The 21,908-nt window shown below is 71.4% G+C and carries 16 protein-coding genes; 7 read left to right on the top strand and 9 right to left on the bottom strand.

Annotated elements, in window-relative coordinates; all coding sequences use genetic code 11:
* A complete protein-coding gene (locus LDL49_RS02310) occupies positions 1-606 on the top strand; it encodes a hypothetical protein (protein WP_225289177.1) in 606 nt (201 codons plus the stop codon).
* Here LDL49_RS02310 and efeB read toward each other — a convergent pair.
* Positions 603-1,811 carry an iron uptake transporter deferrochelatase/peroxidase subunit gene (gene efeB / locus LDL49_RS02315; protein ID WP_225289178.1) on the bottom strand — a complete coding sequence of 403 codons (1,209 nt, stop codon included), beginning with the start codon at positions 1,809-1,811 and terminating at the stop codon, positions 603-605. The two genes, LDL49_RS02310 and efeB, sit on opposite strands and share 4 nt — an antisense overlap.
* Before the next feature lie 383 nt (positions 1,812-2,194).
* Between efeB and LDL49_RS02320 the strand changes: the two genes are divergently transcribed.
* Positions 2,195-3,271 (top strand): TOMM precursor leader peptide-binding protein, encoded by a 1,077-nt coding sequence (locus tag LDL49_RS02320; RefSeq protein ID WP_225289179.1) that lies wholly within the window; start codon positions 2,195-2,197, stop codon positions 3,269-3,271.
* Positions 3,272-3,409: 138 nt separating this feature from the next.
* The gene (locus LDL49_RS02325) at positions 3,410-4,708 is read left to right on the top strand and encodes a M14 family zinc carboxypeptidase (RefSeq protein WP_225289180.1); all 1,299 of its coding nucleotides are present in this window, start codon (positions 3,410-3,412) and stop codon (positions 4,706-4,708) included.
* Positions 4,709-4,876: 168 nt separating this feature from the next.
* Here the strand turns inward: LDL49_RS02325 and lanL are convergent, their stop codons facing one another.
* Positions 4,877-7,480: a class IV lanthionine synthetase LanL gene (lanL, locus tag LDL49_RS02330; protein ID WP_225289181.1), complete on the bottom strand. Its 2,604-nt coding sequence runs from the start codon at positions 7,478-7,480 to the stop codon at positions 4,877-4,879.
* Positions 7,481-7,623: 143 nt separating this feature from the next.
* Positions 7,624-7,794, bottom strand: a complete 171-nt coding sequence (locus LDL49_RS02335; RefSeq protein ID WP_225289182.1) for an SflA family class IV lanthipeptide — start codon at positions 7,792-7,794, stop codon at positions 7,624-7,626.
* Positions 7,795-8,068: 274 nt separating this feature from the next.
* Between LDL49_RS02335 and LDL49_RS02340 the strand changes: the two genes are divergently transcribed.
* Both LDL49_RS02340 and LDL49_RS02345 read left to right on the top strand, forming a co-directional pair.
* Positions 8,069-9,958, top strand: coding sequence for an ABC transporter ATP-binding protein (locus tag LDL49_RS02340; RefSeq protein ID WP_225289183.1), 1,890 nt, complete (start codon positions 8,069-8,071; stop codon positions 9,956-9,958).
* 16 nt (positions 9,959-9,974) lie between these two features.
* Positions 9,975-10,856, top strand: a complete 882-nt coding sequence (locus tag LDL49_RS02345; RefSeq protein ID WP_225289184.1) for a MauE/DoxX family redox-associated membrane protein — start codon at positions 9,975-9,977, stop codon at positions 10,854-10,856.
* Between the two features lie 207 nt (positions 10,857-11,063).
* On the opposite strand, the gene LDL49_RS02350 is transcribed toward LDL49_RS02345, so the two are convergent.
* From LDL49_RS02350 to LDL49_RS02375, 6 genes are all read right to left on the bottom strand, one after another.
* On the bottom strand, positions 11,064-12,080 hold the full coding sequence (locus LDL49_RS02350; RefSeq protein WP_225289185.1) for an NAD-dependent epimerase/dehydratase family protein: 1,017 nt from the start codon (positions 12,078-12,080) through the stop codon (positions 11,064-11,066).
* A 33-nt stretch (positions 12,081-12,113) separates the two neighbouring features.
* Entirely contained in the window at positions 12,114-14,327 is a 2,214-nt protein-coding gene (locus tag LDL49_RS02355) for a SulP family inorganic anion transporter (protein WP_225289186.1), read from the bottom strand.
* A 111-nt stretch (positions 14,328-14,438) separates the two neighbouring features.
* Positions 14,439-16,145: a hypothetical protein gene (locus LDL49_RS02360; protein ID WP_225289187.1), complete on the bottom strand. Its 1,707-nt coding sequence runs from the start codon at positions 16,143-16,145 to the stop codon at positions 14,439-14,441.
* A gap of 183 nt (positions 16,146-16,328) precedes the next feature.
* On the bottom strand, positions 16,329-16,853 hold the full coding sequence (locus LDL49_RS02365) for a YbhB/YbcL family Raf kinase inhibitor-like protein (RefSeq protein ID WP_225289188.1): 525 nt from the start codon (positions 16,851-16,853) through the stop codon (positions 16,329-16,331).
* A 666-nt stretch (positions 16,854-17,519) separates the two neighbouring features.
* The gene (locus tag LDL49_RS02370) at positions 17,520-18,317 is read right to left on the bottom strand and encodes an ABC transporter permease (RefSeq protein ID WP_225289189.1); all 798 of its coding nucleotides are present in this window, start codon (positions 18,315-18,317) and stop codon (positions 17,520-17,522) included.
* Positions 18,314-19,273 carry an ATP-binding cassette domain-containing protein gene (locus LDL49_RS02375; protein ID WP_225289190.1) on the bottom strand — a complete coding sequence of 320 codons (960 nt, stop codon included), beginning with the start codon at positions 19,271-19,273 and terminating at the stop codon, positions 18,314-18,316. The genes LDL49_RS02370 and LDL49_RS02375 overlap by 4 nt, the downstream gene beginning before the upstream one ends.
* 191 nt (positions 19,274-19,464) lie before the next feature.
* Between LDL49_RS02375 and LDL49_RS02380 the strand changes: the two genes are divergently transcribed.
* A complete protein-coding gene (locus tag LDL49_RS02380; protein ID WP_225289191.1) occupies positions 19,465-19,932 on the top strand; it encodes a PH domain-containing protein in 468 nt (155 codons plus the stop codon).
* 260 nt (positions 19,933-20,192) lie between these two features.
* Entirely contained in the window at positions 20,193-21,806 is a 1,614-nt protein-coding gene (locus tag LDL49_RS02385; RefSeq protein ID WP_225289192.1) for a PH domain-containing protein, read from the top strand.
* Positions 21,807-21,908 lie beyond the last annotated feature (102 nt).

Raw genomic sequence — 21,908 nt, forward strand, 5'->3', positions numbered from 1 at the left:
GTGCCCGCTGACACGCCGCCCGCCTCGATAACCGGGCTGATCGAGGCGGCCGAGGACGGGCCTGAGGTTCCCGAGACGTTCGGGCGGCTGCTGCGGGAGAGCGAGCGGCTGCTGAAGGAGGCCCCCGGCTCGGCCGACGCCCACTACGTGCGGGGCTACACCCTGTACCTGCTGGGCGCCCACGCCGAGGCGCGGGCCGCCTTCGAGCGGGCGGAGCTGCTGCGGCGCGGCCACCAGTGGGCGCTGTTCCACCTCATCGTGCTCGCCTACCGCGACGGCGACCACGGCGCGGTGCTCGGCGCCTTCTCCCGGCTGGAGCGCGCCTCCTTCGAGGGCGAGGATCAGCTCTGGCGCTACCTGGTGGCCTGGGAGTACGCGCTGTGCTCGGCGGTCCGGCTCGGCCTGGACGAGCACGTCACCGCCCGCCTGCCGGAGCTGATCGCCGAGTACACCGCCCGCCAGGACGACCCCGAGGAGATCCTGGAGCGGCCCGGCAGGCTCCTCCAGGTCTACGGCGAGCAGCCCGACGGGCCGCTGCGCGACCTGCTGCGCGACCAGCTCGCCCTGCTGGTGCCCGGCGGCTGGATCCGGCCGGACGAGCTCTAGCCGCTCTGCCCGAGGAGCGTTTCGCCCCAGTGCCCGCCGGGGGACACGCCGGGCGGGCACGCCCACAGGCCCGACCCCACATGCCGGATGTAGGTCGAGAGCCGGTCGTCGGTGGCCAGCCTGCGCTGCACGGGTACGTACTGGCGGCGCGGGTCGCGCTGGTAGGCGAGGAAGAACAGGCCCGCGTCGATGCGACCCTGGGTGTCGCTGCCGTCCACGAAGGAGTAGCCGCGCCGCAGCAGCCGTACACCGCCGTTGGACAGCGGATGGGCCAGGCGCACATGGGAGTCGGCCGGGAGCCTGGCCGGGTCGAACCTGTCCCGCTCGCCCTTGCCGCCGAGCGGGGCGCCCTCGGTCTTCGTACGGCCGATCGTGGCCTCCTGGTCCTGCCGGGAGGCCTGGTCCCACGACTCCAGGTGCATGCGGATCCGCCGCGCGACCAGGTAACTGCCGCCCGTCATCCACGCGGGCCCATCGGCGGCGGCCACCCAGACGTGCTGGTCGAGCGCGGCGTGGTCGTCGTGCGGGATGTTGTCGGTGCCGTCCTTGAAGCCCATGAGGTTGCGCGGGGTGAGCTGGGTCGGCGTGGTCGAGGAGGTCTTGCCGTAGCCGAGCTGCGACCACCGTACGCTCACCCGGCCCAGCCCGATACGGGCCAGCGTGCGGATGGCGTGCACCGCGACCTGCGGGTCGTCGGCGCACGCCTGGACGGCGATGTCGCCGCCGCCGCGCGCCGGGTCGAGCTTCTCGCCGGGGAAGGGCGGTAAGTCGGCCAGCGCGGGCGGCCGGGAGGCGGCCAGACCGAAGCGATCCTCCCCGGCCCGCTCGAACAGCGTGGGACCGAACCCGACCGTCAGCGTCAGGCGGGAGGCGGGCAGGTCGAGGGCCTCACCGGAGTCGTCGTCGGCGGTGACGCGACCCGCGGTCATCGACTCGGCGGCCCTGGTCCAGGAGACCAGGAGCGCGACCAGTTCCTCGCGCGTGCTCACGGCCACGTCGAAGGCCGCGAAGTGGAGGCGGTCCTGGACGGGCGTGGCGATGCCCGCCTGGTGCGGCCCATGGAAGCCCACCACCTGTGCGGGGGCCGCGCCGCTCGCCGGCGGCTCCGGCCCGCCGAGCAGGAAGGCGCCCGCCGTCGCCGCCGCGCCGGCCACCACGCCCGCGCCGGAGGCGGTCAGCAGCCCGCGCCTGCTCAGTCTCCCCACCGGACCTCCCGTCGAAGATCTTGACCTTATCCTGCCTTCCGGATCCTGCCTCCCGGGGGCGTCTCGACTGGCCTGATAGGGCTTCCCCCTAAAGCCCGTTTCGGAGACGGGCTACTGAACAAACTGGCTCAAGTGGGTCATTTATCACCAAAGCGGTGGACACTGACGGTTGGGGAAACTACCTTCCTCGCTCGAGGACATTTCTTCGCTATAGCCCCAAATGTCCCAGCATCATCAGGAGGGGGGACTGCATGGAGATCACGATTGCCGAGATAGAGGCAGTGGAGCTCACGTGCGGTAACAGCAACAGCTGATACTCATCGCGGGATTGGTGGCCACCCGGGTCGCCGATCCCGCGCCTTTTTCTGACGTGGAGCGGATAATTGTCGCGCGTTCTGGTCAACCCGGCGTTTCCCCTGTTCATTGAGGACCACCGCGAACTCATCCGGCTGGGCGACTTGCCGGGCACCGGAAAGGTGCTCAAGTCCGCCTCCCCGGCCCTGCGCGAGCTGGTACGGCGGTGCGCCTCCACCGCGCTGCCCCGTGAGGAGCTGGTCAGTCTCACGGCGGGGATCGGCGGCGTCACGGCCACCGAGGTGGACCAGGCCATCACCGCTCTGCTCGGGGCCAGGATCCTGGTCGAGGAGCAGGACGTCGAGCTGCTGACGCGCCACGTGCCCACGTCGCGGCAGGCCCTGTTCTTCTCCATGTTCCAGCCCGCGTCGCGGGCCGCCGAGATGGCAGGGGACCTCGCCGGGCGTACGGTGGCCGTCCTCGGCGTCGGCGGGATCGGCGGCTTCGTCGCCCTGCAACTGGCCACCGCCGGGGTGGGGCGGCTGCGGCTCGTCGACCAGGACGACGTCGACGAGTCCAACCTCCACCGCCAATACCTCTACTCGGCGGAGGACGTCGGGAGCCCGAAGGTGGACTCGGCCGCCCGCCGGCTCGCCGAGCACAACCCGGCGGTCAAGGTGGAGACGCACCACCGCACGCTGACCGGCGCCGGGGACGTCGCGGCCCTGGTCGCGGGCGCGGACCTGGTCATCGCCACGGCCGACAGCCCGCAGCCGCAGATCCGCCAATGGATGAACGCCGGCTGCGTGGCCGCCGGGGTGCCACTCCTGCCGGGCGGGTTCAGCCAGCACCTGGGCATCGCGGGACCGCTGGTCGTGCCGGGCGGCTCGGCCTGCCTGGCCTGCCTGGACGAGGAGCTCCGGGGCCGTAATGGCGGGTGGGAGCTGCCCGCCATACTCAACCAGGGGCGGAGCATTCCGGCGTTCGGCCCGCTCTGCGCGATCGTCGCCGGGTTCGTCGCCGCCGAGGCGGTCCGCTACCTCACCGGCGTGGTCCCGCCGGCCCTGGTCGGCCGGGTGGTCCACTTCGACCTCCTGACGATGGCGACGGCGGAGCAGCCCGTCACCCGGCTCGACACCTGCCGGGTCTGCGGGGATCCCGCCTGACGGGCGAGGCCGCGTTCCGCGGGGATCCTACGAGGCGGCCGAGGTTGCGTTCCGCGGGGATCTTCGGGGCGGGCGAGGTTGCGAAACGTCCTGTATCGGCCACGTGACGTGGCGGCGCGCGCTTGAGAGGCTTCCCCCATGCGCGTCATCCCGACCATCGACGACATGGCCGCGTTACTGCGGGAGCTGTGCGACCGGTTCCCCGCGACCTGCCGCAGACGCCTCATCGGCGCCTCCCGGCGGGGCGAGCCGCTGGAACTGGTCTCGATCGGGGACGGGCGCCAGAACGCCCTGGTGTTCGGCGGCCCCCACGCCAACGAGCCCGCCGGCTTCCTGACCGTGCTCCGCCTGGCCTCCGTGCTGTGCGAGAACGCGGCCGAGCGGCGGGGGTTCACCTGGCACTTCATCGCGTGCGTGGATCCCGACGGCGCCCGGCTGAACGAGGGCTGGTACGCGGGCCCGTACACGATCAGCCACTACCACCGCCACTTCTACCGGCCGTCCATGAGCGACCAGCCCGAATGGACCTTCCCCATCCACGCCGGGCGCAAGCGGTTCGACCGGCCGCTGCCGGAGACCCTGGCCATGATGCGGGTCATCGACGAGCTGCGGCCCGCGTTCATGCTGTCGCTGCACAACGCCGACTTCGGCGGCGCCTACTTCCAGATCACCCGCGACGTGCCCGGCCTGGCCGCCGAGCTGGCCTCGATCGCCGCGGGTCAGGGCGTCCCGCTGGACCTGGGGCCCATCGACACCGTCGGCTACCAGGTCGCCGGCCCCGGCGTCACGCTGCTGCCGCCGGCCGAGCACATCGACTTCGTGGAGACGGGCGGCGACGCGCGCACACCTCGTACGTACGGGGCGTCGAGCTGGCACTACGCCGACCGCTACGGCACGTTCACGCTGATCGCCGAGGTGCCCCTGTGGACCACCCCGGGGTGCGACGACCCCTCGGACGCCGGGCTCTCCTTCGGCCACCTGGTCAAGACGGCCGCGGTACGGCTGCGCGAGGAGATCGAGCCGCTGGCCCGCGCGCGTACGGACGTCCGGCCGCAGTGCGTCGCGCACACCCCGTTCCACGCGGCGGTGGACGACACGCTCGCCGTCTCCCACCTGCTGGTCTCCTCGCTCGAAGGCGCCGTGGACCGGGAGGACGCCGCCAGGACCGTCACGCGGGCCGAGGCGAGCGGCATTCACGACACCGTCCGCCGCCTGCCGCTGCGGGCCAGCGCCATGTTCCTGCGGCTGCTGGCGGCCGAGGCGGCGGCGGGCAACCGCCCGGCCGACCTGACGGCCGTCCGCGCGGCGCTGGAGGAGCGCCTGGGGCGCCTCTGCGCGGAGGCCGAGGGCCAGCTGGTCCAGCTCACCGATCCGCTCGACCGGATCGTCACGATCCAGACAGAGGCCGCCCTGGCCGCCACCCGCCTCCTGCGCTGAACGGGCCGTCTTCCTCGTCTCCCCGGCGGGGTGTTCTTCCATGGGGACCTCTGCCACGACGGGCCGGCTTTTTCCTCGCCCCCGAAGGGGGTATTCCTCTACAAGGACCCCAGCCACCACGGACCTTCAGAAAGCTCGCGCCGGTCGCGTGACGAACCACCCGGGGGGCTAGGGGAGCCGCCAGTTCGCCGTCCACAGGCGGGAGCCGGTGCGGCGGTCGAGGCGGCGGAGGAACGACAGGACACCGGACGCGCCCGTCGCCCAGGTGTAGCCGGGCTTGTCGAGATCGTTGCCGGTGAAGACCGGTGCGGAGAGCTCCCCGCCGGCGCGCATCAGCATCAGCTCGACGACCTCTTCGGCCCCACGCCAGTAGGAGTCGTCGCCGGTGGCCATCGCCAGGTCGATCAGCGCCTCGCCGATACCCGCCAGGCCGCAGCACTGGGACACGACCCACGCCTGCGGCGCGATGGCCAGGCTCGCGCTGGCGCCCCGCTCCGCCAGGTCGAGGTAGCGGTCCTCGCCGTACGCGGTGGCCGCGTGCGCCAGCGGGCCGAGGATGCCGGAGGCGCCCTGGCACCAGGACGCGCCCATGGCCTTGGCGTCCGGGCCGGTGAGCTCGCCGAGCATGGTCTCGGTGGCGGCGGCCAGCGACTCGAAGCGTTCCCTGGCCGCCTGCCCGGCGTCGTGGTCGCCGGTGGCCTCGTGGTAGGAGAGCAGGAACTCCGCGCAGCCGGCGGCGCCGTGCGCGAAGGCCATCTCCACGTTGACGCCCGAACCGGCCTGGGCCGGTGCCACCGCGTCCTCGGAGTCCGTCACCTCGCCGGAGACGAGCCGCCTGGCGCACTCGGCGGCCACTTCCAGGTGGCGCGGATCCTGTTCCAGCGCGGCCAGCGAGAGGTGTCCCGTGCCGATGCCGGCGACGCCATGGGCCTGGTCCGCGCGCTGCTCGCCCTCCAAGACGATCGGCCCGGGGTCCGGCAGTTCGGGGACGGCGGTCAGCCGCGCGGCGGCCAGGAACAGCGCCGTTCCCGTGCGGCCGAAGTAGAGCGCCGGGGGGAGCGCGGTCGGCGGCATGACGCGCGCCGTCCAGCGGGCCAGGTCGGCGGCGACGGTCTTGGCCTCGGGGTGGTGCAGCAGCTCCATGCCGACCCCGGCCGACCCGCCGTAGACGTTCGTCACCGGCGGGCTCGACGTCCGGGAGTCCGCCGGGCCGTCCATCAGGCCCTCGGCGAACCGTACGCACACGCGGGTGGTGTGCTCGAGGACCTGCGACAGCAGAGCACCGCTGAACCGCACCCCGTCAGACCGCGACACCGTACGACCCGCCCGCCCGGCCCTGACGTCGGACCCGGCGTCGGCGCTGACACAAGCCCTCAGGTCGGCCGCAGCCGCCACCCGCTCCTCGGCGTCGAGGCTGAGCAGGCGCGGCAGCAGTCCGATGACGCCCGTCGTGACGCCGGGGAACATCCGTGCCAGGCACATCAGCGTCCGCTCGACGTTCCTGGCCGGGTCGGTGTCGATCATGATGGGGTTCATCCCGGTCGCCGAGAAGAACAGCGTCGCCCCGAGCGAGAAGTAGTCGTCGGCGGGTTCGGAGGGGCGGTCCGCCTGCTGGCCGGGCACGCTGTAGCCACGGCTCCACCCGGGCAGTTGCAGCCCCTCGTACCTGCTGTTGCCGAAGTCGATCAGCGTGCAGCGGCCGTCCTCGCCGAGCACAACGTTCTTGGGGGAGAAGTCCCTGACGACGACGCCGCGCGCGTGCACGGCGTCCAGCACCTCCAGCAGCCGGCCCGCCAGCGCGGTGAGGTCCCGGTCGCCGCCGCCCTCGGTGAAGCGGCCCCGCTCGCCGACGAACCGGTTGAGGTCCAGGCTCCCGGCGTCGGTCATGACGAGGAACTCGTCCTCGCCGTGCCGGAAGTGGTCGATCGGCGTGGGGATGCCCGCGACGCCGTCCAGGGCCTTGAGGATGCGAAGGTCGTTGCGCAGGTACATGCGCAGGTCCCAACCCTCGGCGTTCTCGCCCACGTAGGCGCGGGCCTCCTTGACCACGACCGGCCGGCCGTCGGCGTCCTCGGCCCGGTAGACGTTGCCGCGGGGGCCACGCGCGACGCCGGACGTGACGCGGTACCGGTTGCCGATGAGCCTGGCCGGGGCCTCGCCGGAGTCCGGGCCGGTGGCGCTCTCACGAAGCGAGTCCGAAGGCGAGCCGGGGACGCCGCTCTGCGGGCGGAACGGGTCGGTCGCCCACGGCGGGCAGGAGAACTCGGGCCCTGCCGCGCCCGGCAGGTGCTCGCCGTCGGGACCGACGATGATCAGCTCGAAGTCGCCGTTCTCGTCCACGCGGTACTGGGGGGCGAAGGGGGCGTACCGGTAATAGACCGGCGCGTCGCGGCGCACCCGGCGATCGCTGACGATGCGCGGCGCGGCCAGCCCCGCCAGCGCCTCGGCCAGCCGGTGACCGAGCGGGACGACCTCGTCCGGCTGCGGGTAGACGGTGATGGCCTTGCCGACCGCGCCCGCGTCGAGGTCGCCGGAGTTGAGCTCCGCGAGCTTCTCGGGCGAGCGGGCGACCTTGAAGTCGCAGGACACGCCGGCCAGGACGGGCAGGACCCGTTCGAGCGTGTCGCCCAGGGTGCCGGGACGGGCGGAGACATGCAGCTTCCACCCCTGATGGGGGGTGGTGGCACGCGGGTCGTGGACGCTGACCCAGGTGTCGCCCTCGTAGATTTCCCTAGTGTTCGACTCGGCAAAATGGGTAAGGGAAACGACCACATTTACTGTCAACGAGAAAACCCTTCTGCACCGACCGGCCGGATGCCCGAAGAAAGGCCACCGGAAGTGCACCGATGGCCTTTCCACAGCGGTACGGCGCAAGAAGCGCGCCGCCGCGGAACGCCGAACGCGTTACCGCTCGATTACACGATCGAAGGGCAGCAGGGGAACGTCGAGCAAACGGTGCGCTTGCAGGTGTTCACGCAGGCCTGAGGGCCATGGAGCAGTGCGGTGAGCTCGCCTTCGAAGTCGACGGCGAGGTCCTCGTACTCCAGAACGCCTGCGTCGCGGGGCTCCAGTGTAAGAACGGACATAAGGGCTCCTTCCTTGGCCACCGGTAGGTGGCCGCTGCGGGGCTTGAGCCTCGGGACGGCACCGGATAAGTGCCGTTACCCGTGCCTTGACCGCGATGGGAATCGCCTGTCGCGGCCAAACGGACGCATTATGTGCATATCTCGCCAAATATGTCCAGGCGTCATGGAACAGGATTCCCTGCCCCGACCGCACTGACGGGAAATCGTTTACAGAAGGGGTTTACGACGACACAACGGTCACTTAGATTGGCTAGGTGATCCCCGGGCCCCCCGCATGAAGGCGTTCTGGAAGAAGCGAGCCCCGGACGTCTCGGCGGACAGGTCGGGGCTGGCGGTCGCCTACTGGGAGAGCCATGGCGACGAACTCCTGACGGCGAGCCTGGCGAAGATCGCGCGTCGCCTGCCGTACCTGGTGATGTCCGCGCTGCGCATGGCTTGGGAGGCGCACCGCCGCGACACGATCATCGCGCTGGCCGGAAACCTGGCGGCCGGCATCTTCACCGTCTACGGCCTGGTCGCGACGTCCGACGTGCTCGCCTCGCTGTTCGCCGGCGGACCGACGCCCGAGCGCGTCCGGGCGGCGCTGCCCTCGCTGGCGCTGGTCGCCGCCGCCGCCGGGCTGCGCGGGGCGCTGCTGACCGCCGCCACTTGGGCCCAGGCGCGGCTCAAGGTGGAAGTCGAACGGCTGGCCGAGACGCGGCTCTTCGAGCTGACCACCCAGGTGGAGCTGACCGCGTTCGACGACGACGAGTTCCACAACGCGATGCGCAGAGCCCGCGACAGCGGCGTGCCCGACGCCGCGGGCGTGGTCGAGGCGACGCTCGCCGTGATCGGCGGCGTCGTCGGCGTGCTGGCCTCGGCTGTGGCGCTCGGCCTCATGCACCCGCTCCTGACGCCGTTGCTGCTGGTCACGGTCGTGCCCGCGGGCTGGGCCGCGGTGCGGGCGGCGCGCCTGCAGTACCAGGCGTACTACCGGCTGTCGGCCGCGCGGCGGCGCAAGTTCATGCTGTCGGACCTGATGGCCGAGCGGCTGCCCGCCGCCGAGGTGCGCGCGTTCGCGCTGCGCGACTTCCTGCTCGGCGAATACGGGACCGTCGCCGACCTCGAACAGGACGTGCAACTCGACGTCGCGCGCCGCCGTGCCGTCACCAAGGCCGCCGGCGACCTGCTGACCGGCGCCGCGACCGTCGCCGTCTACGCCGCGCTCGCCGGGCTGCTGGCCATCGGCGTCATCCCGCTCTCGGTGGCGGGCGCGGCCGTGCTGGCCATCCGTGCCGGCCAGATGTCCCTTGCCGCGCTGGTGCAGATGATGAACCGGCTGTACGAGTCGGGCCTCTACTTCGGCGACTACCTGTCCTTCCGCGAGCTGGCCGCCTCGCGCGTGCGACGGCCATCCGGTACGGCGGCCCCGGAACCGTCCGGGCGGCTGACCGCCGACCAGGTGACGTTCAGCTACCCGGGGGCGAGTGGCCCCACGCTCAACGGGATCAGCGTCTCGGTGGGGTTCGGCGAGGTCATCGCGCTGGTCGGGGAGAACGGCTCCGGCAAGACCACGCTGGCCAAGCTGCTGGCCGGACTGTACCGGCCGGACTCGGGAAGCATCCGCTGGGACGGCGCCGACCTGGCCGGCCTCGACACGCGCGGGCTCATCTCGGTGATCGCCCAGGACCACACCCGCTGGCCGCTGACCCTCCGCGAGAACATCCTCATGGGCCGCCCGCTGGACGAAGGCCGCCTGGCCGCCGCCGCGGCCGCCGCCGGGGCCGACGAGGTGGTGGCGGGACTGTCGCAGGGCTACGACTCGCTGCTCGACCAGCGCTTCCGAGGCGGTCACGATCTGTCGGGCGGGCAGTGGCAGCGGATCGCCGTGGCCCGCGGCTTCTACCGCGACGCCGCCCTGGTGATCTTCGACGAGCCGACCTCCGCGCTGGACGCCCGCGCCGAGCACGCCCTGTTCGAGCGCATCCGCAAATACGCCGACGGCCGGTCCATCGTCCTCATCACGCACCGGCTCGCCAGCGTCCGGTACGCCGACCGCATCTACGTCCTCGACCACGGCCGGGTGGCCCAGCAGGGCACGCATGCCGAGCTGATGGAGGAGGGCGGCCTCTACGCCGACATGTACACCCTCCAGGCACAGGCCTACCAGGACGCGGCCACATGACCGCCTGGGCGTTTCGATGATCGTTCTGTCGTCGGCCTACGCGGCGCTGATCGCGGTCCTGCTGTACGCGGCCGTGAGCAAGGCCCGTGACCTGGCGGGATTCGCCGCCGACATCGCGGGTTACCGGCTGATCCCGCAGCGGCTCACGGTCGTGGCCGCCGTCGCGGTGGTGGTGGCGGAACTGGCGGCGGCCGGGCTGCTCATCGCGCCACCCACCCGGCGCTGGGGCGCGCTCCTCGCGGCGGCACTGTTCGCCGTCTTCCTCGCCGCGATGGCGTCCGTGCTGTGGCGCGGGCTGAGTGTCGGCTGCGGCTGCTTCGGTGACCACGGCCTCGTCGGCGCCGCCACCATGACGCGTACCGGCCTGCTCGCGGTGCTGGCGGTCATGGCCGCCGTCGCGGGACCTTCCCCGTTCACCCTCGTCCACCTGCTGCTGGGGGCGGCGTACCTCGCGCTGACCTTTCTGCCCGCCCGGCTGATCCAAGCAGTGGAGCGCGGCCGGGCCGGTCCCCGCCCCGGCACCCGCTGGGACGTGACCCCACCTGCCGCGGCCCTTACCTCGGAACGGCCCGGCATCCTTTATGCGCTGATAGGGCCGACGTGCGGCGTCTGCAGCGCCATGCTGCCCGCCTTCGTCGCGGTGGAGCGGGTGGACGTCGTCCTGGTGAGCGCCGCGGAGGAGGGGCAGGTCCGCGACTACCTGGCCGCGCAGGGGGTCGGGTTGCCGCTGGTCATCGACGCCGGGGTGTTCGACCGCCACGGCATCCCCTGGCCGCCGTACGCCGTGCTGACCGACCGGCGGGGCGTCGTCCTGGCGGCGGGCGGCGCGGCCGAGCCCGCCGCTCTCGACGACCTGCTCGCCCACGTCCCCTCGGGCCCTGACCGGACCCGGACTTGATCAGGTCGCTCCCCGGTACGAGCCGGGGTGGTGAGGGGCGGAGGTGACCACCCGGCTGTCCCGCTACCACTGACAGCGGATACCTCCGCCCCTCCGGCCCCTGGGATTGCGGACCGGCCGTCGCGCCGGGCCAGGGTGGGGGACCAAGGACTGCCAAGCGCGACACCCCTGACGCTAACCCGCGAACGCCCCGAGGTCTGTGGACGATTACGCAGAGCGGGCGGCCCAAGCGGCCAGCACCGCCGCCTCCTTCTCGGGCGCGATGCCGTGCAGCGCCTTGGCCCCGTACGACCGCTCCGCCTCGGGGACCTCACGCAGCCACGCCCACGTGTCCCGCACCGTCTCCGCGACCGGCCGTACGCGCAGCCCGGCCGCCTCGGCCTTGGCCGTGGGCACGCTCCAGAAGTTGGCGATCTCCTCCGACGGCGGCCCGCCCCACAGCGGCAGCTCGACGAACGTCCCCACCCCCTGGTCGACGAGGAACCGGTCGTCCACCCAGACGAACTCCGCGTCCGACCCGGTCGCCTCCTTGCACAGCTCCAGCCACTCGCCGTAGGTGGTGTTGCCCGCGGGGCCGGTCACCGCGAACCGGTCGGCCGTCCCGAGCTCCGCCTGGTCCAGGGTGAAGACGGCGACGTCCCGCGCGTCCACGAGCTGCATCGGCGTGCCCGGATCACCCGGCGCGAGCACCTGGCCGCCGTGGGAGATCCGGTTCAGCCACCACGGCAGCCGGCCGACGTTCTCGTACGGGCCGAGGATCAGGCCCGGCTGCACGATCAGCACGTTGCCGTCGAACCCCTGCTCCACGGCCCGCTCGCAGCCGCCCTTCAGCACCCCGTAGTCACCGTCGTCAGGACCGGCGTCCGGCGCGCAGTCCCACACCCCCGAACCCTCGGTGGCGGGCTTGCCGGGGAAGCCGTCGATGGCGGAGACCGAGGAAATGAACGCGTATGTCCCCACATGTCCCGACAGCGCCCGCGCCGACTCGCCGACGATCCGCGGCACATAGCCGGACGTGTCGACCACGAGGTCCCACGTGTGCCCGTCGGGCAGCCGTTCGAGGTCCGCGGTCACCTCGCGGTCACCCCGGATGGCCTCCACACCGGGCAGATCGGCCCCGCTCTGCCCCCTGTTGAACGTCGTGACCCGATGCCCCCGCGCCAGCGCCTCCTCGACGATGGCCCGTCCCAGAAATCTCGTCCCGCCGATGACCAGTACTCTCATGCCGACATTCTTCGCGTACGACCAGCAAACCGGTCATATCTTCACGGAGAGCGTAGACGGGAGGGGCGGCAGCATGTGCACCCTGGCGGAGCTGATGTCGAAGTACAGGCCCACCAGCTCCAGCTGCCCGGCCCGCACCTGCTCGTCGACCTTGCGGTAGGTCCGCAGGTTCTCCAGCTGCTGCTGCACGTTGACCTTGCACAGCCGGTCGAGTGCCCCGCCGTCGAGCGGCTCGTCCGCGGTCTCGATGAACGTGGCCAGGCTGTGGTAGCCGTGCCGCAGCCAGCGCCGCATCCCCGGCAGGCTGCCCGCCTTCACGCCGCCGCTGAGCAGCCCGCACATCGCCCCGCAGCCCGAATGCCCGCAGACCGTGATCGTGTGCACGCCCAGGACCTGCGTCGCGTACTCGATGGCCGCCACCACCGAGTCGTCGTGCGGCTCGGCCCCCCTGCGCGGCACCAGGTTGCCGATGTTGCGCACGGTGAACAGGTCACCGGGGCCGCTCGCGGTGATCAGGCTCGGGATGACCCTTGAGTCGGCGCAGGTGATGAACAGGTGCGTGGGCTGCTGCTTGCGGGCCAGCTCGGTGAAGATGGGCCGCACCAGCGGAGCCGTACGCCGGTGATACTCCCGCGCGCCCGCCGTCAGCTGGCACTCCACGCTGGCCGGACGGGGGCCGCTCGGAGCCGGCCCGCTGTGCCGGGCGGGGCGGTGGTGGCGGTGCGACCACGGCAGCCACCACCGGTCCGGCGTCCGCGGCGTCTTGGTCCGGGACATGCGGGTCCCGCTGGCCGCCATCGCGTACCACTCGTCATGCAGCTCGTCGATGTCCACGCTGCCGCCCAGCCGCTCGTGGTTCAGCCGCCAGGAGTGGATCGCCTCGAAGGCGGCGTTGTCCATGAAGTCGATGTTCAGGTCGAGGTCCACGGCCGTGCCGGGCGGGATGGCGCGCAGGTCACGGGTGAGCCTGGGCACGCCCAGGAAGGTGAGCGAGCCGGAGATCGTCGCGTGGACGCGCCCGTCCTGCTCCGGCCGTGTCTTGACGGTGACCCAGGTCAGCCGCCGCAGGGCGAGCAGCGCGGCCAGCGCGAGACCGGCCAGCACGCCTTCGGCGAGCCCGAGGACCAGCACGGCCCCCATCGTCACCAGATAGACCGGCACCTCGCCGTGGCCGTGCACCTTCCTGACATGGCCCAGGTTGACCATCTGCACGCCGATGAAGACGAGCAGCGCCGCCAGCGCCTCCATCGGGATCAGCTTGATCGTCCAGCCGAACCCGAGGGCGAACACCACCACCCACACCCCGTGCAGGACCGCCGAGAACCGGCTGCGCCCGCCCGCCTGCACGTTCGCGGTGCTGCGGACGATCACGCCCGCCACCGGCAGCCCGCCCAGCGCTCCCGAGACCATGTTGGCCACGCCCTGCCCGCTCAGCTCCTGGTCGAGGTCGGTACGCGGGCCGTCGTGCATGCCGTCGACCGCGACCGAGCAGAGCAGTGACTCGACCCCGGCCAGCAGCGCGACGAGCAGCACGGCCCCCACGATCCGGTGCCAGTCGCCGGACGGCAGCACGGGGAAGGCCCAGGAGGTGACGGCGTTGGACAGGTCGATGCGGGTGACGTCCCAGTCGAACGCCCACGCTGTCACGCCGGCCACCAGCAGCGCGGCCAGCGGCGCCGGTACGACCTTGACCCGCTTGGGCAGCCGCGTCCACAGCGCCAGCACACCGATCGTGAGCAGACCCACCGCCACCGTGTGGTGCTGCATCTCGGCGAGCTGCCTGGGCAGCTCCATGATGTTGGCCAGGGCCGAGCGCTGCGGTCTGCCGCCCAGCACGACGTGCAGTTGGGAGAGCGCGATGACCACGCCGACGCCCGCGAGCATGCCGTGGATGACGGCCGGCGAGACCGCCAGCGCCGCTCTGGCCGCCCGGAAGACCCCGAGCGCCAGCTGCACCACTCCCGCGAACAGGGTGATCATGCAGGTGGCCCGCCAGCCGTACGTCTGCACGAGATCCGCGACCACCAGGGACAGGCCCGCCGCGGGCCCGCTCACCTGCACGGCGGAGCCGCCGAGCGCGCCCGCCACGATGCCGCCCACCATGGCGGCGATCAACCCGGCGGCCAAGGGGGCACCCGAGGCCATCGAGATGCCCAGCGAGAGGGGCACCGCGATGAGGAAGACCACGAGCGAGGCAGGTACGTCGTACCTGAGCGTGCTCAGTACGCGACTCAGAGTGCCGATCATACGTCGAACCCTATTGCCCCGCGTGCCGGGGGCTTAAGGGGTCATCGGCGGCTTTACAGATTAATGAGTGGCCGCCGTCACTCGGCCGCCGGTCGGCGTGGTGCTCGCCGATCAGCGGTAGTAGTCGGGGAATTCCTGCTCGGGGGTGGAGCGACGGTGCCCGCCGCTGTTGCCTTGGCCGCCGCCGTTGCGACCGCCCTGCCGGGCGCCCGCCTCGGGCGTGCCGCCGTAGTTGGGCCAGGCGGCATTGCCGGCCGGCGGCTCGCCCCAGCCCGCCGGCATCTGGCCGGGCGGAATGCTGGTGATGTCGCCGGTCTCGTACGCGAAGGTCTGCGCGATCTGGCCCGGCGGGAGGCTGGTGATGTCACCCGTCTCGTACGCGAAGTGCTGCGGCGCCGGCTGCATGGGCGGGGCCGACAGCACGTCGTCGTAGGCCGAGACCGCCCGCGCGGGCGCCGTCGGGGTGCCGGTGGCGGGGGAGGGGCCGGTCAGCGGGTCGGAGTCGTCGGCCACGGCCCAGCCGGCCCGTACCTCATAGGAGGCCGGATAGGAGGAGCGGGGGGCGGCGGCGGACTGCTGCGGCTCGAAGGCCGGCCAGGAGCCGCTCGACGGAGCGGCGGGAGCGGGGTCGTCGAGGATGTCGTGGTGCTGCAGCGCGGGCCAGGAACCCGACGCCGTCGGCACGATCGGCGGGTTGGTCCAGGTGGTTTCCATCGGGTCGGTGTTGGGACCGTAGACCGTGAACGGGACGCCGGCCTGCGTGCCGCCGATGGGGGAGACCGGTGCGGCGGGGAACGCCCCGCTGGTTGCGGCGGCTGGTGTGGCGGGGAACGAGCCACTGCCGACGGCGGGGAAGGAACCGCTGGTGGCCGCCGGGAACGAGCCGCTGGTGGTGGCCGGGCTGTTGGTGCTCAGCGAGGTGCCGCTGCCGACGGCGGGGAAGGAACCGCTGCCGGCCCCGGGCTGGGGCGGCTGCGCCTGCTGCGTGCCCACACCGAGGATGCTCATCACATCGGGCGGTGTCGGCGCCGAGAACGTCACCGTGCGCTGGTCGGCCAGCTCGGCGGCCGTCGGAGCCGGACGTTGTGCCGACTCCACGAGGTCGGCCAGACCGGACGAGCCGGCCGAGGCCGTCGCGGCGGCGGGCCGCTGGGAACGCGAACGCTGGGATCGGTGGGGAAGCGGCGCCTGGACGGTGGCCGCGTTGGGGTCGACGGCGGTGACGGGCTCGCGTTTGGCGGGCTCGCGCTTGGCGGGCCGCTCCCGCTTGGCGGCGGGCCGCTGCTGCTCGCGGGGCTGCTTCTCGCGCTCCCGCTCCCGCTCGGCGGCGGTGCGTGCGGCGGGGGTTCGCGCGGCGGGCCTTTCGGCCGGCCTTTCCGCGGGCCGGTCGGAGGGGCGGTCCGAAGGACGCTCGACGGGGCGCGAGGCGCCCTTGCGCGCCGCGACCGTGCCGCCGGCGCCGAAGCCGCCCTCTTCCGCGTCGCTGCGGATGTTGGCCCAGAACTCCTCGTCCTCGACGTCGGAGTGAGGGTTGCCCCACTCGTCCACACCACGCTTGCCACGCTGGCCGGTGCGTACCGGTTTGGCCTTGACCTCGTCGATAGGACTGAAATCAGGGCTGAAGTTGTTCATGCGCGGTTCGCTCTTGGAGAACTCGTCCGTGGAACGGGTCTGAGTCCTCTCATCCTTCTCGGCCATCTGCTTCAGCCGCTCGGGAGGCAGTGAGCTCTCCCGACGGTTCATGGAACGCATGCCCAGTGCCACGACAGCGAGCACGAGGAGCACGACAGCGACCAAGCTGACTACGACCGCGATCATTGCACCACCCTCAAAGCCATGGCCTCCCTGCGGCACCGGTGAGATCGCGCGGCCATCGACGCGACCTTCCCCCTTTGATCACCAGCACCTAGCGATTGGATCTGATTGTGTCGGACCACTATGAGCGTTGTCACACCCTACGTGAAGAATTGGTAACTATTACTACGTTTAGTGATTGCTGTCTCACTGGATGTTCACCACCGTGAGCCGGCCGCGGGCAATGGTCTGGTCCGCGATCTTTCTCAAGACCTCGGAGAGGGGGGCGCCCTCCTGGACCTCGACCTTGCGGTTCAGCGAGTAGACACTGAACCGGTAGCTGGCCTTCTCTACACAGGGGGGCTGATAGCCCGCCTTGCCGCTGGTCACCTTGGCCTGGCTCGCGCCTTCCGGCAGAGGGTTGGCGGCGGCGTTCGGCCCCAGCTCGGTCGTCGTCGCGGGGATGTTGTAGAGCACCCACTGGACGGCGGATTCTGATGGTGAGAGGGAGTCGACCACGATCGCGATCGACTTGGCGTCGGGCAGAGGCTGGCTGGACCAGCGCAGAGGCGGACTGCCCTGTGCGCCCTTGCAGGAGTATTCGCGCGGCAGCGGTTCGCCCGCGTGCAACTCCGGGCTCGAGACGTTGATCTCGGCGATCTCCCTGGCCTGGGACCTTCCGATGAGGAAGTCGCAACCGGACGACGCGAGCACGACAGCCACCGCTGTCACAGAGACAGCGATGTGTCTCACGCGTCCTGCCGTGTTACACAGCCCCATGCCGCATGATGCTACGCGGCTATCCGCCGTGCGCCGACCGTTTCGCGAGGGTCGGTGGTCGGTAAAGGACCGGAAAAGGGCCGCAACCCGGACAAGATAGGAGTGAACTTCGCCACATCCATGACCTTCGCCGCCCTCGGCCCGTAGACGCTCCTTCGGGGCCGGGAGAAGGCGAGGATTGTCGGGCAATCGGGTCCCGGCCTGCTGGTTCTCGTCGCCGTGACGATGGCCGCGCCCGACCGGCCGATCGAGCGGGCGCAGGGGTGTCGGCATGCCAGGCGGGTGCGAGGGACGCTGTGCGCGTCCAGTCCGCTTGCCGGGGCACGGCGCTCGCTAAAACCAGGTGCCCAGGTACGTGGACACGGCCCCGGGCGGCCGTCGGTGGGTGGTGTCCCACTGAGCGGTGGAAGCCACGATCCCGCTGTATGACTTCTACCAGGGAAGAACAGGGCCGTTCGGCCGAGAAACCAGACCGCTCTGCGGGACATCGTCCACGAACGCACCCGGGCCCGAACGGACACGGACCGGTCTCCTGCCCGTCCGCGGACGGATCGGGACCCGGACGGACATCGGACGGGAACCGGTCTCACACGTGGCTGCGAAAACCCTTCTCACATCTCATACGTGACTGCGGAAGACCCTGATCGCCAGTGGCGCGAACACCACCACGAACCCCGCCGACCACAGCAGCGAGACCACCGTCGGCCAGGCGATCTCGCCGCCGATCAGCAGGCCGCGGATCGCGTCGGCCAGGTAGGTCACCGGGTTGACGTCGGACCAGGCCTTCAACCAGCCGGGGAACGTGTCGGCCGGCACCAGCGCACTGCTCGTGAACGTCAGCGGCATCATCGTCGAGAAGGAGATCATCTGCACCTTCTCCGGGCTGGACGCCTTGAGCCCGATCAAGACCGACATCCACGACATCGCCAGCGCCACGACCACCAGCAGCGCCAGCGCCCCGAGCAGCCCCGCCACGCTGGTCGTCACCCGGAACCCGAGCACCATCCCGAACCCGACCAGCAGCGCGAACGCCCACACCTGCTTGAACGTGTCGGCGATGATCCGGCCCGACAGGGGCGCGGTGCGCGCGATCGGCAGGCTCCGCAGCCGGTCGAACACGCCCTTGGTGATGTCGGTGTTGAGCCCGATCGCCGTGGACAGCGTGTAGAACAGGGCGTTCTGGACCAGCAGGCCCGGCAGGGCGAACTGCAGGTAGTCGCCGGTCGAGCCGGAGATGGCACCGCCGAACACGTACGTGAACAGCAGCAGGAACATGATCGGCTGGATGCTGAGGTCGAGCAGCTCCCACGGGTTGTGCTTGATCTGCACCAGGCTCCGCCAGGCCAGCGTCATGGTCTGCCTGAGGGTGGCGCCGGGACCGACCCGGCCGGGCAGGGTCGCCGTGATGGCGGTCATGCGAGGGCCTTCTCCGTCTGCTCGTCCTCCGCGCGGTGCCCGGTCAGGGCCAGGAACACCTCGTCGAGGCTGGATTTGCGCAGTGCCAGCTCGGAGGCGACGATGCCGAGGTCGTCGAGGCGACGGACGATGGCGGGCACCACGGCCGGGTCGCGCACCGCGGCCGTGACCATGGCGCCGGACAGGTCGGGCGCCACGTCGAGGACGTCGGTGACCACCTTGGCGACCAGGTCGAGCTGGTCCTCCCTGAGCGGCCGCACCTCCAGCACCTGCGCGCCGGTGGTCGCCTTGAGCTCGTCGGACGTGCCCGACGCGATGACCTTGCCGTGGTCGAACACCAAGATGTCGTCGGCCAGCTGGTCGGCTTCCTCCAGGTATTGGGTGGTCAGCAGCACGGTCACGCCGTCGGCCATCAGACCGCGCACGACGCCCCACAGCTCGGTGCGGCTGCGCGGGTCGAGACCGGTCGTCGGCTCGTCCAGGAACAGCACCTGCGGCCTGCCCACCAGGCTCGCCGCCAGGTCGAGCCGCCTGCGCATCCCACCCGAATAGGTCTTCGTGGCCCGGCCCCCGGCGTCGGCCAGGTCGAACCGGCCGAGCAACGTCTTGGCCCGCTCCCTCGCCTCACCTCGCGGTAAGCCCAGCAGACGCCCGATCATCATCAGGTTTTCGACACCGGTCAGCATCTCGTCGACCGCGGCGTACTGCCCGGTCAGTCCGATCAGCGACCGCACCTGATGCGCCTGCCTGCGCACGTCGAACCCCAGCACCGTAGCCGTGCCCGCGTCAGGCGTGAGCAGCGTCGCCAGGATGCGCACGGCGGTCGTCTTGCCCGCGCCGTTGGGCCCCAGCACGCCGAGCAGCCGGCCGGTGGGCACCGCGAGGTCCACACCGTCGAGTGCCTTGGTCTCGCCATAGTGCTTCACCAGGCCGTCTGCCTGAATCGCGTACTGCATGACCCGCCCCTCCTCCTCGATGCCTCCACTGTGACCTACGGCACCGACAGTTTTCCGATGTGCATCAGGTGGTCTCCGGCGGCATCCGGTGCCGCTGGCCGATCACCGACGCGGGGCGGGAGCCATAAGCTGGCCTCGTGACGTCTTCTGGCCCGTTGCGTGATCCCCAGCACCGTGTGTCGCCTAAGGCCGTGCGGCTCTGGCTGGCTGAGGCGTTGTTCGGGTTCGTGCTGCTCGTGGGGTGCTCGATCCTGATAGCGCAGTGGGTCGGGGGGAGTGGGTGGTCGTGGGTGCCCGGCTGGTTCGCGGACGACCCGTGGCTGCTGCCCGTGGGGGTGGGGGTGCTGACCACGCCGTTCCTGGTCGCCGAGCCGTTCGTACGCTATGCCGTACATCGATGGGAGCTGTCGGGTGATGTGGTCTACACCCGGTCGGGGTTCCTGACCCGGGAGTGGGTCTTCGTGCCGGTCAGCCGGATCCAGACGGTCGACAAGGCGCAGGGATGGGTCGAACGGCTGCTCGGGCTGGCGACCCTGGAGATCCGTACGGCCTCCCATGCGGGGTCGTCGACGATCAAGGGCCTGGACTACACGGTGGCGGCGGGGCTGGCGGAAGAACTGGCGCACCGCGCGGAGCAACTCAGGGACGATGCCACGTGACCGAACCCCACCCCAGGCCTCCCGCGCACCCGTCGGCACCCGAACCTCATCCCGGGCCGTCCGCGCATCCGTCGGCGCCAGAACCTCCCCCCGGGCCTCCCGCGCACTCGTCGGCGCCCGAGCCTCGCCCAGGGCCGTCCGCGCCCGAGCCTCGCCCCTCACACCCCTCCGCGCCCGACGCTGACCCCGGGCCTCCCAGGCACCTGTCGGCGCCCGAAGGACCATCTGGTCCTGATCGTGAGGGCTCGTCTCCTCCCCCGATGACCGTCCCCGCCGGTCCGTTGCCGCTCGCGGAGCCCGTACGGCTGCCGATGCGGTTGAGTCCGAAGGTGCTGCTCATCCATCCGGTGCGGATGATCCCGTCGCTGATCGTCCCCCTTGTCGGGCTCCTGTTCGTGGGTGGGTTCTCCGGCATGTCGTACACCTGGGCAGCGGTCGGGGTCGGCGTCACGCTGGCCTTCGCCGTCGTCCGGTGGGCGATATTCAGCTACGAGATCGTGGGCGACCGTCTGGAGATCAAGCGTTCACTGATCAGCCGGTCGGTCCGTACCATCCCCTTGGAGCGGATACGCGGCGTGGACGTCTCCACCCCGCCCATGCACCGGCTGCTCGGCCTGGCCGTACTCAAGATCGACACAGGGGCGAGCGGCGGCGAGGAGGAGGGCAAGCTCGACGGCGTCACCCTCGAGGAGGCCGAACGCCTGAAGTCGGTCCTCCTCCGACGCACCCGCGCCGCCCGCGTCACCCGCCCCGCCCGAGCCCCGATGCCCGGTGAGACCTCCGCTGCCGTCTCCGCCACGGACCCCGCCGCAGCCACGGACCCCGCTGCCGCCTCGGCGTCCGCCGCCGCCTCGATGTCGGCGGTCCGTGAGGAGACGGCGGAGGACGAGCGGGAGATCATCCGCGTGCCGTGGACGTGGCTGCTGTACGGCCCGCTGTCCGGCGCGTATCTGCTGACCCCGTTCGCCCTGGCGGGCGGTGCCGTGGGACTGGCGTTCCAGTGGGGCGACGATCTCGGCTTCGGCCGGGACGCCGCGCTCACCGTCGGGGAGTGGCTCTGGGAGCACCCCTACCTGCTGCTCGCCGTGGTGCTGCTGCTCGTGGTGGCGATGCCGTTCGTGGGCGGTGTGATGTACGCGGTGTTCAACTGGAACTTCCGCCTCATCAGCCGCGACGGCTACCTGGTGGCCGAACGCGGGCTGATCAACCGGCGCAGCGTGTCTCTGGAGGCGGGGCGCGTACGCGGCTACGAGATCATCGAGGGACTCGCCGAGCGCTGGGCGGGCGTCGCCCGGGTCTGGGCCATCGTGACGGGCCTCGGCGACTCCCAGACCCGCGGGCAACTCCTGCCGGACGTCCCGCGCACGGTCGCCTTCCAGGTCACCGGGGAGGCCATCGGCACCTATCAGGCCGAACTCCGTCCCCACCCGCCCATCGCCCGCAACCGCCGCCTCTTCCGCGCCATCGCCCCGTGGCTCGCGCTGGCCGTCGCCACCACGCTGACGGCCCTGCTGACCGCCCAGCCGATCTGGTGGATCGGAACCGTGGTCGCCCTCCTCCTGGCGGGCTCGGGGATCTCCCTCGGCCTCGACCGGTACAGGTCCCTGGGACACGGATACGACGGCGTACGCCTGGCGGTCCGCTCAGGCTCCCTACGCCGCTCGCAAGCGGTGGTCGAACGCCGCGCGGTGGTGGGCTGGCACATCAGGCAGACATGGTTCCAGCGGCGGGCCGGGGTGTACACGCTCACTGCCGGGGTGGGGGCGGGTAAGGGTGGTTACTCGGCGATCGACGTCTCACAGCAGCAGGCGATCGGCTTCCCGGCCGAAGTGACGCCGGAGTGGCTGGCTCCGTTCCTGTCCAAGGGACAGTAGACAGGCACCTCCCGCCTGTACCTCTTGCACCCTCCCGTCCCATCTGTGCGTCTGGTGTGCCTCATGTGACTCTGGACGTCCTGAGGTCCTGTGCCCTGAGGC

Source organism: Nonomuraea aurantiaca (genome assembly GCF_020215705.1).
GTDB classification, from domain to species: Bacteria; Actinomycetota; Actinomycetes; order Streptosporangiales; family Streptosporangiaceae; genus Nonomuraea; species Nonomuraea aurantiaca.